The sequence below is a fragment of the Acidobacteriota bacterium genome (assembly GCA_035529075.1).
In the GTDB taxonomy this organism is placed as follows: domain Bacteria; phylum Zixibacteria; class MSB-5A5; order GN15; family FEB-12; genus DATKXK01.
This window is the reverse complement of the sequence record DATKXK010000001.1, coordinates 12870-29358: the sequence shown is the minus strand read 5'-3', so window position 1 is coordinate 29358 and position 16489 is coordinate 12870. Positions and strand designations below refer to the sequence as shown.

The 16489-nt window shown below is 58.2% G+C and carries 10 protein-coding genes; 7 read left to right on the top strand and 3 right to left on the bottom strand.

Annotated features, from left to right (window positions below; all coding sequences use genetic code 11):
- Window positions 1-64: 64 nt before the first annotated feature.
- The 5 genes from VMY05_00090 (at window position 65) to VMY05_00070 (ending at window position 8723) form a co-directional block, all read left to right on the top strand.
- A complete protein-coding gene (locus tag VMY05_00090; GenBank protein ID HUV29475.1) occupies window positions 65-916 on the top strand; it encodes an NAD(P)H-dependent oxidoreductase subunit E in 852 nt (283 codons plus the stop codon).
- A 36-nt stretch (window positions 917-952) separates the two neighbouring features.
- Window positions 953-4144: an NADH-ubiquinone oxidoreductase-F iron-sulfur binding region domain-containing protein gene (locus tag VMY05_00085; GenBank protein HUV29474.1), complete on the top strand. Its 3192-nt coding sequence runs from the start codon at window positions 953-955 to the stop codon at window positions 4142-4144.
- A complete protein-coding gene (locus tag VMY05_00080) occupies window positions 4141-4818 on the top strand; it encodes a 2Fe-2S iron-sulfur cluster-binding protein (GenBank protein ID HUV29473.1) in 678 nt (225 codons plus the stop codon). Before VMY05_00085 ends, VMY05_00080 begins: the two co-directional genes overlap by 4 nt.
- A gap of 24 nt (window positions 4819-4842) precedes the next feature.
- On the top strand, window positions 4843-6429 hold the full coding sequence (locus VMY05_00075) for an FMN-binding glutamate synthase family protein (GenBank protein HUV29472.1): 1587 nt from the start codon (window positions 4843-4845) through the stop codon (window positions 6427-6429).
- A gap of 131 nt (window positions 6430-6560) precedes the next feature.
- On the top strand, window positions 6561-8723 hold the full coding sequence (locus tag VMY05_00070; GenBank protein HUV29471.1) for a PEP/pyruvate-binding domain-containing protein: 2163 nt from the start codon (window positions 6561-6563) through the stop codon (window positions 8721-8723).
- Window positions 8724-8870: 147 nt separating this feature from the next.
- Here VMY05_00070 and VMY05_00065 read toward each other — a convergent pair whose 3' ends face one another.
- The 3 genes from VMY05_00065 to VMY05_00055 form a co-directional block, all read right to left on the bottom strand.
- Window positions 8871-9509 (bottom strand): hypothetical protein, encoded by a 639-nt coding sequence (locus tag VMY05_00065; GenBank protein ID HUV29470.1) that lies wholly within the window; start codon window positions 9507-9509, stop codon window positions 8871-8873.
- Window positions 9510-9703: 194 nt separating this feature from the next.
- On the bottom strand, window positions 9704-10477 hold the full coding sequence (locus VMY05_00060) for a hypothetical protein (GenBank protein ID HUV29469.1): 774 nt from the start codon (window positions 10475-10477) through the stop codon (window positions 9704-9706).
- Window positions 10478-11394: 917 nt separating this feature from the next.
- The gene (locus tag VMY05_00055; protein HUV29468.1) at window positions 11395-13455 is read right to left on the bottom strand and encodes an SBBP repeat-containing protein; all 2061 of its coding nucleotides are present in this window, start codon (window positions 13453-13455) and stop codon (window positions 11395-11397) included.
- A gap of 181 nt (window positions 13456-13636) precedes the next feature.
- On the opposite strand from VMY05_00055, the gene VMY05_00050 reads away from it, so the two are divergent.
- Window positions 13637-14182, top strand: coding sequence for a sigma-70 family RNA polymerase sigma factor (locus VMY05_00050; protein ID HUV29467.1), 546 nt, complete (start codon window positions 13637-13639; stop codon window positions 14180-14182).
- Window positions 14175-16466: a tetratricopeptide repeat protein gene (locus VMY05_00045; GenBank protein ID HUV29466.1), complete on the top strand. Its 2292-nt coding sequence runs from the start codon at window positions 14175-14177 to the stop codon at window positions 16464-16466. The genes VMY05_00050 and VMY05_00045 overlap by 8 nt, the downstream gene beginning before the upstream one ends.
- Window positions 16467-16489: the final 23 nt, after the last annotated feature.

Below are 16489 nucleotides of genomic sequence, written 5' to 3'. Positions count from 1 at the left end.
ACTACGAGTAACGAAATCCCATTGCACGCCTTAACGGACCCCCGGGGCTGTCAGAAAGGTGAGAATGAATACTGACGAAATTCCAGGAATCCTTGAAAAACACGAAGGCAAACAGGGGGAACTGATCTCGATTCTGGAAGAGATTCAGGCCAAATACAGTTATCTCCCTGAGCAGGCCCTGAGAGAGGTGGCCGAAAAAACCGGCCGGTCGCTGGTCGACGTGTACGGCGTGGCGGCATTCTTCAAGGCCTTCAGCCTCAAACCCCGTGGCAAGCACCTTGTCTCCGTGTGCCTGGGCACCGCCTGTCACGTGCGGGGAGCCCCTGCGGTGGCACAAGAGGTTCAACGGCAACTCGGCATCGGATCAGGCGACACCACCCCCGACCGCGAGTTCACCCTGGAGACCGTCAACTGCCTCGGCGCCTGCGCCCTGGGCCCGATTGTCGTGGCCGACGGCCACTACTTTTCCAAGGTGAAGACGTCGATGATCAAAGGAATTCTCGACCGGGTGCAAGAGGGCCTGGACAAAATTGAAATCGACACCGACGAGCGGATCTTCCCCATCGACGTCAGTTGCGCCCGCTGCAACCATAGCCTCATGGATCCGGACCACTCTATCGACGGTCACCCTTCCATTCGAGTGACCGTTTCCTTCGGTGACAAGCACGGCTGGCTGGCCCTTTCGAGTCTGTGGGGCAGCTACGCGGTGCACTCCCTGTACGAAATTCCGGTCGACACCATCGTTCACGTGTTCTGCCCTCACTGCCATGCCGAGATGATCGGCGGGGCCACGTGTGGCGAGTGCGGCGCCTCCATGATACCGATGATCGTCCGTGGCGGCGGCATCGTACAACTGTGCTCACGTCGGGGTTGCAAAGGTCACCTGCTGGACCTGAGAGGAACGGCCGGGGATTGACGGTTGCTCACCTGGCGTTAACGGGAGAAGTGATACATGAAGAGACTTTCATCAGTTGACGAGCTGACGGGCTTTCGGCAACGTATTCTGTCCGAACGGGACATTCAGCATGACAGGCCTACTCTGGTGGTGTGCTCCGGAACCGGCGGGCAGGCCAGCGGCTCCAACGATGTCATAAGGATCGTTAAGAAGTACCTGCTCGACCACTTCCTCCAAGAAAAACTCGCCCTGAGGATTACCGGATGCCAGGGATTCTGCGAAATGGATCCCTTCATTGTGGTCGAGCCGGGCCGACACCTCTATCCAAAACTGAGGATGGAGGACGTGCCCAAAGTTATCGAAGCCACCCTGGAAGGACGGATCGACGAAGACCTCATCTACAGAGACTCAAGGGAGCTCAAACCCTACGCCTGCCAGAACGATATCGAGTTCTTCCGTAAGCAGACGCGGACCATCCTGGGCAACAATCAGCAACTCGACCCCATAAGGATTCTCGACTACTTCGAACAGGACGGATACGCCGCTCTCGAAAAGGTGCTCTCTCGTCCGGACCCGGAGTGGATCATCGACGAGGTAAAGAAGTCCGGACTCCGCGGGCGCGGCGGCGCCGGCTTTCCGACCGGCCGCAAGTGGGAGCTGGCCCGGGCGTCCAGCAGCCCCCTGGGGCAGAAGTACGTCGTCTGCAACGCCGACGAAGGTGACCCCGGGGCCTACATGGACCGCAGTCTCCTGGAAGGCAATCCTCATGCGATCATCGAAGGAATGATCATTGCCGGCACTGCGATCGGCGCCACCCGGGGCTTCATATACGTGCGCAGCGAATACCCGCTGGCCATCAAGCATTCGCTCATCGCCATTCGCCAGGCCCGCGACCTCGGCATGCTGGGCAAGAACATCCTGGAAACCGGCATCGACTTCGACGTTGACATCGTGCGGGGAGCCGGAGCTTTCGTCTGCGGCGAGGAGACCGCCCTGATAAGATCCGTCGAGGGTTTCATGGGCGAGCCCAGACAGCGACCGCCCTACCCCATCGAGAAGGGTATCAACGGCTGCCCGACCTGTATCAACAACGTCGAAACGCTGGCCAACATCTCGGCCATCATCAAGGTCGGGGCTGAAGAGTACGCCAAGGTCGGGGTACCGGGCAACACCGGAACAAAGATATTCTCGCTGGTCGGAAAAATCCGCAACACCGGCCTCGTCGAAGTCCCGCTCGGGATGAAACTCAGCGAAGTCATCTACGGCATTGGCGGCGGGCCGGTAAGCAAGGCACGAATCAAGGCGGTTCAAACCGGCGGTCCCTCGGGCGGCTGCATTCCGGCCAGGATGTTCGACCTGTCCATCGACTACGAGAGCCTCGCGAAGGCCGGTTCCATAATGGGCTCCGGCGGCATGATCGTTATGGACGAAAACACCTGCATGGTCGACGTCGCCAAGTACTTCATGGCCTTCCTCAAGGACGAATCGTGCGGCAAATGCCTTACTTGCCGGAAAGGCACCCAGCGCATGTGGGAAATCCTGGATGATATCAGTAAGGGCAGGGCAGCTATCGAGTCACTCGACCTCCTCGAAGAGTTGGCCTACGTGGTCAGGGACGCCAGCATGTGCGGTCTCGGACAGTCGGCCCCCAACCCGGTACTGAGCATGCTGCGGCATTTCCGCGAGGAGTTCGAAGAGCACATCATCGACAAGAGGTGCCGCGCTTTCGTGTGCAACGATCTCGTCGGCGCACCCTGCCAGGCCGCCTGCCCCCTCGGCACTGAGGCCTGGCGTTACGTTGCGTACATCGCCGACGGCAAGTACGAGGATGCGTACCGCGTCATTCGCGAAGCCAACCCGTTCCCGTCGGTCTGCAGCCGGGTATGCCACCACCCCTGCGAACAGCGGTGCAAGTCCGGCGTCAGTGGAAGCGGCGCCGTGGCCGTTCGAGCGTTGAAACGCTTCGTCACCGATCGTATCGATCCGTCCACCTACAGGCCTGAGCGAAGAGCGTGGACGGAGGGTGAACCGCCGAAGGTCGCGATTATCGGCTCGGGACCGGCCGGCCTCACCGCCGCCCACTTCCTCTCCCTGCACGGCTGCACTGTCACGGTCTTCGAGGCTGAAGACAAACCCGGCGGCATGCTCTACTGCGCCATCCCGGCATACCGGCTGCCGCAGGATATCATCAAAAGGGAGATAGACGCGCTTATCGACAACTGTTTCGCCGTGAAGTGCAATACCGCCCTGGGACGCGACTTCACCGTTGATGATCTTTTCGATAACGGTTACCGGGCGGTCCTGCTGGCCATGGGGGCACACAAAAGCCGCCGCCTCCAGCTCAGGAACGAGGACGCCACCGGCGTCTATCCGTCAATCGATTTCCTCAAGGCCTTCAATCAGCGCGGCCAGAAACTGGCCTGGGGCAGAGTAGGCGTTATCGGCGGCGGCAACTCCGCCATTGACGCCGCACGCGTGGCCCTGCGACAACCGGACGTCGAGGACGTGACCATCCTCTATCGCCGCACCCGTGAAGAAATGCCCGCCCTTCCCGAAGAGATCGAGGCCGCCGATCAGGAAGGTATCGAGATTGTCACGCTCGTCACGCCCACCCGTGTCATAACCGAAAACGGGCGCCTGTCCGGCCTCGAGTGCGTGAAAAACGAACTGGGCGAACCCGACGCCACGGGACGTCGTCGCCCCGTGGCCGTCAAGGGAAGCAACCACGTCTATAACCTGGACACACTCATAGTGGCCATCAGTGAAGACGCCGGCATCGACTGCATCTCCCCGGCTCAGTCAAGCAATATCGAAACCACCGATTGGAACACGGTGCGAGTCGACACGGACACCCTCTGCACTAATCGCGATGGTGTCTTTGCCGCCGGCGACGTGGTCACGGGACCCAACACGGTAGTCGAAGCCATCGCGGCCGGAAAAAGAGCGACCGTCATGATGGAGCGCTATCTGCGAGACGAGAAGCTCCACCAGCCCGCGACCCCGGCCGTGCCGAACATTTATGTCGAGCCGGTCAAAGTTGACATTGAAGAGATGGAGACCATCGAGCGCGCTGAAACCCCGCGAGCGCCGGCCGAATGGCGGTGCCGCAACTTCGCCGAGGTCGAGGTCTCTTTCTCAGCCCTGGAAGCCACTCGCGAGGCATGCCGGTGCCTGCGCTGTGACCTCGATTTTACCAGACCGAAAGAAACCGAAGACGAGCCTGCGGCAACAAAAGTGGAGGCAGTATGATTACCCTGACCATCAATGGCCTGCAAGTGAGCGTTGAAAAAGGGACCACCCTTCTCGAGGCTGCCCGGTTCATCGGATTCCCCATTCCCACCTTCTGTCACATGGACGGGCTCTCTCCCTACGGTGCCTGCCGGCTCTGCCTCGTCCAGATCGGCGAGGGCGACAGGGCAAAACTGGTCACCTCCTGTACCTATCCCGTGGAGCCCGGGCTGAAGGTCCGCACGGCGTCAGAGCGGGTTCTTCGGGCCAGGAAAATGGTCATAGAACTCCTGCTGGCTTCCTGCCCGCAGTCCAAGGTGATTCAGGACCTCGCCTCGGCGCACAACGTCCGCCGGCAGCGGTTCAGGCAGGAGTACGAGGACTGCGTCCTCTGCGGCCGCTGCGTCCGCATGTGCGAGGAACAGATGATGGCCAAGGCCATCGGTTTTCGAGGACGCGGGGAAAAGCGAACGATCGGCACCCCCTTCGACGTCAAATCCGACGTCTGCCGTCTGTGCGGGGGGTGCATTTACATATGCCCGGCCTGTCAACTCCGGTGCACCTTTACCGACCCGGAGAAGGCCGTTTGCGGCGGCTGCGCCAACCTGAGCCCGCCCTGCATCGAGAAAGAGCAGTTTCATGACATGATGTGTTACATGGAACCATGCGTCGCCTGTGAAATTACGAAAGAATGAGGATAGAGAGGAGGGCATTGCACGATGTCTCTTACGCGAGTGAACGCTTCGGCTGCAACCCTGACCAAGAACCGGACCGAGGATTCCATTGTCCCGACCTCCGGCATGTGTGTAACGTGTGTCGATGGCTGCATCGGCATGTGCGAAATCGGCAAATCCGCCTACCGAGGGCACGAGGTCATTTATCCCCAGCCGTTCGGTGTGATTACCACCGCCGGTGAAAAGGCGTACCCGGTCGACTACTCACATTTTAACATTCTCGGTACCGCCGTGGGGGCGCACGGAATCGAGGCCGACAGCGACAAGGCCATCTTCCCCAACGTCAATCTCGAAGTTACGTTCGGCCACGAGAACGGCCTGAAGTTCAGGTATCCGTGGATTATCCCCGGTATCGGGTCGACCGACATTGCCAAGAACAACTGGGAAGGGCTGGCCATCGGATCGGCCCTGGCCGGCACCGGCCTTACCATCGGCGAAAACGTGGTCGGCATGGATCCCGAGTCAGTCATCAAGAACGGCCGCGTTGTCGACACGGTCGACCTGAAACGTCGCGTGAAGCTCTTTCAGGATCACCAGCGCGACGGCTACGGCGCCATCGTCGTCCAGGCCAACATCGAGGACACCCGCCTCGGCACGCAGGAGTACGCCCTTGAAAAACTCGGCGTGGAAGTAGTCGAACTGAAATGGGGACAGGGGGCGAAAAACATCGGCGGTGAAGTCAAGGTCAGAAACCTCGCCAAGGCGCAGTTGCTCTATGAGCGAGGCTATGTCGTCCTGCCGAACCCGACCAACCCCGAAGTCATCCGGGCCTTCGAGCGCGGTGCCTTCAAGGAGTTTGAGCGGCATTCGCGAGTGGGCATGGTCACCGAGGAAGCCTTCGCCGCTCGCGTCGAGGAGTTGCGCGCCGCGGGGGCCAGGTTCGTGTTCCTCAAGACCGGCGCCTACCGCCCGGCCGACCTTGCCAGGGCCGTCAAGTTCGCCTCCAAGTACAAAATCGACCTGCTCACCATTGACGGCGCCGGCGGCGGCACCGGGATGAGCCCCTGGCGGATGATGAACGAGTGGGGCATCCCGCCGGTGGAATTGCACTCGCTGGCCTACCGGTATGCCAAGCTGCTCGCCGACCGTGGCGAATACATCCCCGCCATCGCCTTTGCGGGTGGCTTCACGTTCGAGGATCACATCTATAAGGGCCTGGCCCTCGGCGCTCCGTTCGTCAAACTTATCGGCATGGCGCGCAGCCCCATTGCCGCCGCCATGGTCGGCAAGACCATCGGACGAACCATGGATGAGCACCAGTTGCCCGTCTACGTGGAACGCTTCGGAAACACCAAGGACGAGATCTTCGTGACCGCCACCGAGCTGCGAAAGGAACTTGGAGACGCCGACTTCGAACGGGTACCGACCGGCGCGCTCGGGTTGTACACGTACTATGAGCGGCTCGCCCAGGGAATGAGACAGCTGATGGCCGGTAGCAGGAAGTTCGCGCTGGAGCACCTGACGCGCGATGACATTGCCGCGTTGACGAGCGAGGCCGCAGACATCAGCGGTATCCAGTACGTGATGGACGTCGATAAGGCCGAAGCAGAGGAGATTCTAACCGCATCCTGACCAATCCCCGGACGGCCGAATGCGGCGCGTTCCGCAAACAGGTAATTGAATAGCCGGTACCAGGCGCGCTGCTTTGAATCCCGGCCGCCGAGGAGTTGACCGTACCGGCTGGTAAGAGGATCCCAGAACTGATGGGCTTAGACAGAACTGTAGACGAGCTTCTGGCGAGCCTGCAGGAGCGAGCCAAGGAACTCAACTGCCTGTATCGGGTTGAGGAAATCCTGAGCAAGCCCGAGGAGTCGCTGGACACGGTATGCGCCGACATCGTCGAGGCCATACCGCCCGGCTGGCAGCACCCGGAAATATGTGAAGTCAAGATCGCCATCGAAAACAAGACTTTCACCTCCCCCGGGTTCAAAGAGACTCCCTGGGTGCAGGTCGCCGAGATTGTCGCTCAGAACGTCACCGTAGGCACCATCCACGTCGGCTATACCAGGGACATGGAGATGGCCGGCGCCGGCCCCTTCCTGGCCGAGGAGGCCAGGCTGATCGAGACAATCGCTGAACGTCTCGCCGAATTCATTGTCCATCAGAGGATGCGACAGGTCATCGAAAGCCTGGAGAGCCTGCGTCTGGAAAGCCCGGGCAAAGGCCACGGGCGCTGGCTGGCCGTGCTCGAGCTCCTGCAGCAGACCGACCAGAACCTCTACCAGAGACTTTCGCAGAAGATGCTGTGCCACCTCTGCTGGACCGGCGTTTCCGAGGCCGAAGGCCTGTACCGATCCTGTGTCACCGGCCGCACCGAGCACGTCGAGGAGGCCGCTGACGACGCTTCCAGCATATCCTACCGCAGCCAGCCCATGAGCTTCCTGTGGGATTTCAGTTCCGCCGCCTTCAGGATTGCCGAGCACCACCTCTCCAGTGAGGAGATCCTTGAGCTTCTGCAGAAGTGGATCCAGGAAGACAAGCTCAGCCTGCTGGCCCAGGTCGTCAACAGAAACCTCTCCCTCGCCGACGTGGCCGACGCCATTCGGCGCTACCAGGATTCGATTCACGACCGCCCCCTGGAACCGACCACGAGCATGCGGGGGATTAAGGCCTCGTTGATCCGGCGCCTGTTATCTGACCGGCAGGAGTATGTCGATGCCGCCAGGGAGTTCGTCGACATTCCGGATTTACAGGACCTGCTCCAGCGTGTCATTTTCAGCCACGACAGCCAGGGAAAACTGGGCGGCAAAGGAGCCGGACTCGTCCTGGCTGCCCAGGTCATGAAAAAGGCAGGCGCCGCATCGGACCTGCTCAGGGACATAAAAACCCCGAAAACGTGGTACATCAGTTCCGACGTCCTCCGACATTTCATACGCTATCAGGGCCTGGACCATGTGATCGAACAGAAGTATAAAGAGATCGATCAGGTTACGCTCGAGTATCCGCATATCGTCAGGCTTTTCAAGACCGCCCGGTTCCCGTCCGAGATTGTCCGGGGAATGGCGATGGCGCTTGACGACCTGGGCGATGACCCCCTTATCGTTCGAAGTTCGAGCCTCCTTGAAGACCGCATGGGCGCAGCCTTCGCCGGCAAGTACAAAAGCCTCTTCCTGGCTAACCACGGCAGCAAGCAGAAGCGGCTCGACGCCCTGCTGGACGCCGTCGCCGAAGTGTACGCGTCCGTCTTCAATCCCGAGGCCATCAGGTACCGCGTCGAGCACAATCTGCTGGACTTCGACGAGGAGATGGGCGTTCTCATCCAGGAAGTCGTGGGCACTCGCGCCGGCAAGTATTTCCTGCCCACTTTCGCCGGGGCGGCGTTCAGCGAAAACGACCTGGGATCGTTCCCCAACGTCAAACGAAAAGACGGTTTAATCCGGCTCGTACCCGGGCTCGACGTGCGCGGCTGGAACCGCCCGGAAGATGACTTCCCTATGCTCGTGGCGCCGGGATCGCTCCAGATGCGCATTAACGTCGAAGAGGAAGAGATCCTTCGCTACTGTCCCAAGAGAGCCGACGTCATCAACCTCGAGACCGGCACCGTTCAGACGCTGGAACTGAACCGCCTCCTGAAACTTGTCAGCAGCCAGATACCGGGGATCGAACACGTGATCAGCGTCGTTGAAGACGGCCACATTTGCAGGCCCGGCACCGCCAGGCTCGATCAGGATGACGTTCAGGTAGCCGCGTGCTTTGAAGGGCTGCTGACTGACACGCCTTTTGTCGTCAGGATGAAACAGGCCTTGCGCTCTATCGAAGAGGCACTCGGCGCCCCGGTCCGCCTGGACTTCGCGTCGGACGGCCGTGATCTGTACCTGTTACAGTGTGGCCGTCAGTTCCCCTGTAACAAACCCTCCGAGTTCTGATCAACCTCGCATGCCGGCCACCGGCTACCCGCAAGCTCGGATAAGCCCGGCGCCCTCGCATGTCCGCTCGCGTCCGCAACCCGTCGGCAGCCTCTTGTCCCCAACCTCAGCACTCGACCTCAATTACGGCGTGCGCAAAGGTGTCTTTTACCTAAACACGCGTCCCGCTGCGTCCTTTCCCTTCGTTGGGTCATAGGCATTCGGGAGCTCCTTAACCAACTTAATCCCGGAGTACAGATCCTCATCAAGCGTAATTATGTGCAGATCCGCGCGGTGAACGTCATAGAAATCCATCAAATACTTCGCAGATGCGAGCAGGATCAGATCTGCGATTTGCACTTTCTTCCCGTGCTTCATGAATACTTCGAAAAACCGATCCACTGCAATGATGATATCACGGCATGTCGATATATCGTGGAAAAGTATGCGCCGATCCACAGATCGAATTTCTTGGACTGACGTTCGTAGGTCGCGACTCATACGGTCGCGCGCCGACTTATACTCTTGAGCAGTACGAAACCAATCATCTTGATAGTACTTCTTTGCCAACACCTTGAAGCCCTCGGCGATGCACACGTCAGGAACGTATACTCTAGCGCACGCTGTCCTCAACTGACTTGCTATTTCACGCCACCACGTTTTGCATTTGCGCAGTCGGTCAACCTCATTCCCATCCGGGGCTGCCGACAAGGGGATGTACTTGTTGACTAGAAAACACGCGTCCACAAAGAAGTAGTTCCTACTTCTCGATGGCCTCCTATCTATCTTTCGTCCCTTTCTTTTCATAACCTACTCCACGAGAATCCTGACAATATCTCCCTTCACCCAGCCCACATGCCCGGCACCAGCCCGTATATCAACTACCCGCAGATGGAACCCCCGGTGAACCAAGAGTATACCTTATGGTCTATATTGTGTCAAGGAGTGTGTGCCTTAGCCAAGCGGCAGAACCGCAGGGGTTCTGCCCTACAATACCGATCTCATTCGTCGCCTCGAAACGCCCAGTGAACCTGCTTCACGATCGGATCCGATACCAGTTTCGTCCGGTTCAGGAAATCATCCTCCCCGAGCAGCGCCCGATATAACGTATCGCCTATACGATAATACACGGTATCCGATTCCACCCAGAGAACCTCGCTGTCCTCGCCCAGCGTCACCTGGAGAGTACGACCCGCAACCGGGTTCACCAAAACCACGGCTTCACCGGCCACCGACGGATAGAATTGGCGCGCCGCATAGTCAGTCCTTGGATCTTCATACTCCGTGACTCCCACAAGCCACTCGTTCATCGGTCTCGGGGCGGTGAGCGGACCCTCCAGGAGCACCGAACTCCACGTGTCCGGACCCCTGAGATGCAGGACCAGCTGCCTGTGGGGAAAGTCGTGCTCGACCGGAGGCGACAGCAACGCCTGGTATGCAGGTTCATTGGCGATAAGAATCCATGTACTTGTGGGTTCCAGCAAGGTTATACTATCAGGTATAGGACTGGCGAACTGAACCATGCTTGAATCACGAGCGCTTACCCAGCGGTCAGCACCAATGTTGACGGGCAGCAGGTCACTTTCTCCCGTAGCATGGACCGGCAGTGCTCCGGCCAGCCTCACTTCTGTAGTTGCGTCAAGGGACGCACGCTCTCCAGTGGCCATAACTTCCGCCTGCTCAAACACCACGGTCTCCGGCGTTAGCTTACTGAGATCGATTGTCCTGTCAAAAAAGAAGATCCTGGTGCTTCCCCGGCCGTCACTACCCGCCATGTACTTGAATCACATAACATAGCCGTAGTCGGAAAGATCGACCACATTCGGACGCGATGCCCGTTCCGTGGAAACCACCGCCAACTTCCTCGTCCCCTCCCAACCCAGCACAATCACCAGATCCCCAGATGACGCATACTGCCAAACCGCGTGGACCGGCTTCGATTCCCCCGTCGTCCAAACCTCAACCAGTCGCTGCTCAGAGGCATCGTACCGATAAATCGAGGCTGGGTAGAAAAGCCCACCGGGCTTAGACGTACAGGGACGAGCATACACAAAGTACAGAGCGTCAGCCAGGCTGCACGGCGCGCACAAAACCAATACGGCCATGACCAGCCGCGTCCAACAAGTTCTTACGACACCGCACGGCGTTGAATTGCCACTCATCTGTTATCTCCTCCAGCCCGCAGGTCGGGTTCCGGCCGCCCGCAAGCTCGGATAAGCCCGGCGCCCTCGCATGTCCGCTCGCCTCCGCAACCCGTCGCGGGGTGGCCCAGCGCTCGCGCTGGGTTTCTAGTAGCCTCTCACGCTCCACGCAATTGTCACCGATTTCCAGACACTCGCCGAAACGGGTTGCTCCTGGAAACCCGGGGCAAGCCCACGGGCCACCTGCTTGCGCCAGGCTTCTTGCTTTCAAGCTTGTAGGTTGGGTTCCGGCCACCCGTAGACGGAAAGAAACCCGACACCAGCCCGTCTATCAACTACTCTCAGATGCAACCCCCGGTGAACCAAGAGTATACCATATGGTCTATATTGTGTCAAGGGGAATGCATATTAGTAACGGCAGGGCAGAACCGCAGGGGTTCTGCCCTACTGCTGCCCGGTGAAGCATCAGGCAGGAGCAGTCCCACACAGTATCAAAAAGGCCCTGCCGAACCGGCAGGGCCCTCGTCTCTCTCGGTTATCTCAGCGTGCCGCTACAGGCAGACCGCCGGGGGCGTGTTGCTGATGAACAGGTAGTCGATCAACTTCGTCAGGTCGCCGATGTCGACGACACCAGCCTCGTCGCCGTCGATATTCGCCTCACCCGGACAACCCAGGGGGTCCTGGCTGATGAAGAGATAGCCTATCAGACGGGTCAGGTCGCCGATGTCAACGATCTCTCCCGGATCACCATCAACGTTGCCCGTCCCGTTCGCACAGCAGCAGGCGTTGCCTGTCCCATCGCCATCGTTGTCCTCCTGACCGGGATTGTAAACATCCGGGCAGTTGTCATCATCGCAGGTATTGAACGGGTAGCCTGGATTGCCGTAGCCATCGCCGTCAGTATCGGTACAGTCATCGCATCCGTCGGGTACAAGATCACCGTCCGCATCAGCGTTGTCGTCATGCCCTTGGCACACATCGCAACTGTCGCCGACGGCGTCATCGTCTGAATCTTCCTGATCCGGGTTGGGAACGAGCGGGCAGTTATCGAACACATCAAGATGGCCATCGCCATCGGTGTCGACCCAGTACCCTTTCGGCAGGAACGCCACCATGATGTCCCGGCTGCCGTTCAGGCTGGTGTCGAAGGCATCCGAGGAATAGGGCAGGTCACTTGATCCGGTGGCGGCGGCCGCGAACAGGTTCGTGGCTGTGTCCAGAGCCAGTCCCGGATAGTACTCTCTTTCCTGTCCGCCGAGGTAGGAGGAAAACAGAAGCTCGGACAAATCGTTGTTGAGCCTGACAATAGTCAGATCGTACTGGCCGCCGTTATAGTCGGCGTCGTAGGTCACGGGGCTGGTGGGAAAGTCCAGGGAGTTGGTGTGGTTACCCACAAAGACGTAGCCGCTGTCGTCGAGCACCATTGTGAACCCACAATCCCAGTTCTGGCCGCCGAGAAACGTGGAGGCTGATAACACCGTCAGGTTTTCGTCGAACTTGGACACGAAACAGTCATCGGTCGCACCCTGGTTGAGCACCCCGTTATACAGCGTATCGTAAGCGTCCGGTGTATACGGAAAATCGTACTTGGAGGCGGTATGACCCGTGACGAAGACGGAGCCACTGCCATCGAGACAGATGGAGTAAACCATGTCCCAGTAGTTGCCACCCAGGAAGGTTGAAGCAATCAGGGTGGTGAGATTGCCGTCCAGCTTCGAAATGAAGGAATCGTACATTCCTCCGTTGTAAGTGAGGTCGTAGCAGGTTGACACCAATGGGAAACTCATTGAATTGGTCCAGCCGGAGACATAGATATCACCTGCGGCGGACACGACGATGGCCTCGGTGAAGTCATCGGCGGTTCCTCCGAAGTAAGTGGAAGCTACAAGGGTCTCCAGGTCAGCATCAAGCACGGAGATAAAGACATCCAAGCCGAAGCTACCCGAAGGACTACGTGTCGTATCGTAAGCATCCGGCGACACCGGGAAATCGCTGGAGTTCGTACTGCCGGAGATGCATACTAACCCGGCCCCATTCAGGACCATGCAATGGGAGTAGTCAGCGCCAGCCCCTCCAAGAAAAGTACAGGCCTGTAGTTCAAACAACTCGCTGTCAAACCTGGCCACAAAAACGTCACCGTTACCGTAAGGACTGGAGCCGGTGCCGTTGTACGTGGTATCGTAACTTCCGGAAATATACGGGAAGCCCTCCGAGGTTGTGTGTCCACCCACGTAGACGCGGCCTGCTTCATCGACGGCGACCGATGTTGCTCGGTCATCCCCGCTGCCGGTCAGAACGGCCAGGCCCAGCAGGGTTGACAAATCGCTCGAGAACCTCGCCACAAACGCCTCTTCCCCGGAGACATCATCCCCGTAGACCGCGGTCGCGGATGCTAAAAGGTCTTCAGAGGTAGTGTAGCCTGCAATATAAACGGACCCGTCATGTCCTACAGCGGTAGCCACGCGCGGAAAGGCAAGCTCAGAGGCGTTTCCGCCGAAATACGTCAAGCGCATCGGCTGGGATGCCTCAGCGAAGGCAGGAACCGGGCTGGCCATCAAACAGACGGCGGCGGCCAAGGCCAAAGCCGGTTTTCGGTGGCAATGTTGAAACATGATTACTCCTATGAAGTTTTCGGTTTTTCCTATAGATCTCTACCTACTAATGTTGACCCAGCCACAGTATTCTATCTTCCTGCGGAAGAGGTCAGCGGAATCCCGGCGCTAAAAGCGCCACACTTGACTGCGGCAAGGAAATGCGGTATGGTTCCGACGAGCTTGAAGGCACCAGGCACCGATGAGCATTGAATCCTTGTACCGCAGAGTGAGAGAAGGCCATAGAGAGGCCGAAACACAGCTATTTCAGCACCTTTCTGATAGGTTCCGGCTGTTCGTTCAACAAAGAATACGAAACAGGGAAGATTCAGAGGATGTCGTGCAGCAGGCTCTCGCGACGATTGCCGAGAAACACGGCGCAGTTGATTTCCAGATCAGTTTTGCCGGCTGGGCCTACAAGGTTCTCGAGCATAAGGTCATGGATTATTTTAAGACCGAGCGCACGCGGCAGAAGCATTTTGGGTCTCTTCCTGACAGTGACTGTCACAGCCGCTCTACCGACCTTGACCCGATAGTGAGACAGCACATGCTTCAGTGCCTCACCGAAGTGGCACGAGCGAATCGCAGGTTTGCCAGGATCCTCAATCTAAGTTATCAAGGCTACGGCAGCGACGAAATATGCGACAAGCTCCAACTGAACAAGGCCTATTATTACGTAGTGCTTTCGAGGGCCCGGTCCATGCTGGAAAATTGCCTAACAAAGGGGGAACGTCGTCACCATGAGTAAGTGCAGTGACAGCCGCATATCGCGCATGCTACTCGCCTATGAGCTGAACATGCTGGGCGAAGCGGAACGTCGGGAGGTTGAGATACACATTCTCGACTGTGCCCACTGCTATGAACGCGTACGGGACTTCCAGGCCATGGGCCGGTTAATAAGAGATGATCCTGAGGCACGGGAGTGCATTCGCTCAATTATCACGGAAGAACAAGCCGCCGAACGCACAGATTCCGCGAGGCGGCTATCGCCTAAGCTCAGACGAAGAGCCTCGGTGGCTCTGCGATTTGCCGCCCTGGTTTCCGCAATTGTCCTGCTGTTGGTGCTCAAGCCATGGCGTATCGAGTTTCAGCCTTCGGACCGGGCTGTTGCTGCGGAGAACCGGCTGGCCGTAATGTACTTTGAAAACCTCGCGGACTCCTCGGGTATCGCAGCGCTTGGAGAGATAGTGACGAACCTCTTTATCACCGATCTATCTCAATCGCAGTATTTGCAGGTTGTCTCGAGCCAGAGATTGCACGACATTCTCAAACTGCTGGGCCAGGACGGTGCCAAGACCCTGGACAAGAACACGGCAGCAGAAGTGGCGCGTCGAGCGCGGGCCACATGGATGATCACCGGAAGTATCCTGAAGATGCAACCACGGCCTGTCATCACGATCCAGCTTGTGGAGGTTTCAAGCGGTCTGACACTGGCTTCGCACCGGATAACCGGTGAGCCTGACGAGAGTATTTTCGGCCTGGTGGACAAGCTCACAGTGGAAGTCAGGCGGATGCTGCCGCCTCCAACGACCGCGGACTGGGGGCCGGATCGGCTGGTGGCTGAGGTTACTACTGACTCCAGGGAAGCATATTACAATTATTTAAAAGGTGTGGAGTACTATAACAAACTGTACTACGGTGAGGCGGAAGTATACTTCAGGCATGCATTGGATCTCGACTCCACCTTCGCTATGGCCTATTACTACCTGGCTCAACTTGCGGACACGGGATTGATTGCCAGGGCGGTCGAGTTCTCAGACGGCTCCAGTCCGATAGAGGGACATCACATCAGAAGTCTTAGCGCAGCTCTTTCCGGCGATTATGAGAAAGCTATCGAAGAACTCCGGGTGGCTGTCCAGCGCTATCCGGATGACAAGGAAGCGTTCTATCGAATGGGTCGATATCGATTTGCCCGGGGTCAGTATGACGTGGCAATCAGGCTGTTGGACAGCGCCGTACAGATTGATCCGAGTTATGGGATCGCTCTCAACCAGCTCGCGTATGCTTATGATGCAATCGGCGATGGTGACAGGGCCATACAGGCCATCGACGAATATGTTAAAGTCGCGCCTGATGAGGCCAACCCGTACGACTCACGGGGCGAGATCTGCGCCCGACATGGCCGACTCGATGAAGCTATTGAATCCTACAGACGGGCCGTTGCGATAAAACCGGACTTTATCACTTCATGGATGAATCTCGGATTCATGTATATCTACAAAGGGGAATACACTCTGGCCGACAGTTGTCTCCGGGCTCTCGTTGCGGAAGGAAATCAGATCCAGCGCTCCGCAGCCCGATTATACCTTTCCTACATACCGCTGTATCAGGGAAAATTCGAAGAGGCTCTCGACGTGCTCAACGACGGTTTGAGTGCCGACCGGATTGACCGCGTCACATCACAACTCAGGCACAAGCATGCGGTGAGGTCTTCTGTTTTCAGGGAGCAAGGGAAGCTCGAACAAGCCATACAGGAAATCGAGCTTGCCATGGAGGCTCACCACAGGATCTATCCGGAGGACAGGGAACAGTATCGATGCAGATACGCGCAGCTACTTGCGGAGAAAGGCGAGGTTGAATTGGCCGAGCAGGTGGTGCGAGAACTCAAAGAGTTCCTTGAGGAGAATGAGCGGCCAATGACCTCGTACCACTTAGCACGTGGCTTGTTCGAACTGGCCGTGAGCAACCCGGACCTGGCCGAGGTACACTTCGAGAAGGCAGTCGAAGCGTCCGGAGACTTTTTCGGCCGCTTTATGCTCGCAAAAACGCGCCTTGAACTGGGCAAGCTCGACCGCTCGATTGCGGCTTTCGAAGACCTGAGCAAAGTGTACAGCTCACTCGGACTCTTTTCCGGCAACCTGTCTGTAAAAGTATATTACTATCTGGGTCTGGCATACGAGCAGAAGGGAGATGTGGACATGGCCATCGCCCGATACGAAACATTTCTCGACATCTGGACGAACGCCGACCCCGGTATCGGGTCAGTCCAGGACGCTACGGAACGGCTGGCCCGCCTGAGAAGCAAGTCCTGATCTGATCCGTCCCCCGGTTATTG